Source organism: Tenacibaculum sp. L6, assembly GCF_028823685.1.
In the GTDB taxonomy this organism is placed as follows: domain Bacteria; phylum Bacteroidota; class Bacteroidia; order Flavobacteriales; family Flavobacteriaceae; genus Polaribacter.
In genome coordinates this window covers 1-768 of sequence record NZ_JAPEHZ010000161.1, presented here as the reverse complement: position 1 = coordinate 768, position 768 = coordinate 1, and the positions used below count along the sequence as shown (strand labels likewise).

Below are 768 nucleotides of genomic sequence, written 5' to 3'. Positions count from 1 at the left end.
CTTCTTTCCAAGAAGCTCCTACTGGTTCTGCATCTACAACCATAAACAGCTTCGTTTTTTTATCTGTTGTTTTATTTAGAGCTTCTCTGTATTTTTTCTGATCTTTCTCATCCTTAGGTGATAGTGTAACTGCATCTATTGCAAAGTTTCTAAAATCTTCGGCATTTGATATGTTCTTTTTATTTTGCTCTGTAAATCTGCTTACATACGTTTCTACAACACTAGTTTTTTAGCTATTAATTTGAAACATTACCATTAGGTTTTGTAGACTTTATTATAAACTCTTTAGAGGCACTTAAAAAAGTGAGTACTAAAATCTATAATTTCTACCTTACAAACTCATTATTGACATACCCATAAACACCTTCAAAATAAACTAAAGACCATTTATCAAAAGTATTCAATATAAAAAATTCTTTTCCCTTGGGTATCATTCCTACTACTTCTGAAGTACTTAGATCCTTACTACTCCTAATATTCAAATAAGTGTCTACCTTAGGAGTTGTTTTTTCAAGAGTTTCTATGGGATTATTATTAACCTTTTCATCATACCTCCCTAATAACTTTCCTTTTGAACCTTTAGAATGTAGTAAGATCTCTCCTTTTTTATCAGTTGTAATAAAGTAACTAACCTCTTTTTCTCCATATATTTTTTCAAAATTATCAATAGACATAGTAAAGTCTCCTAAAAAAAGTACATCTCCACTATCTTCTAACTTTATTAATTGGTAAGTAGGAAATTCTTCTGTAAAAACACTTAATACTAAT

1 protein-coding gene is annotated in these 768 nt (G+C 29.2%); it reads right to left on the bottom strand.

Annotated elements, in window-relative coordinates; all coding sequences use genetic code 11:
• Positions 1 to 326 precede the first annotated feature (326 nt).
• Positions 327 to 768 (bottom strand): SH3 domain-containing protein (locus OU788_RS12490; RefSeq protein ID WP_274635464.1); only part of this gene is annotated, 442 nt, incomplete at its 5' end.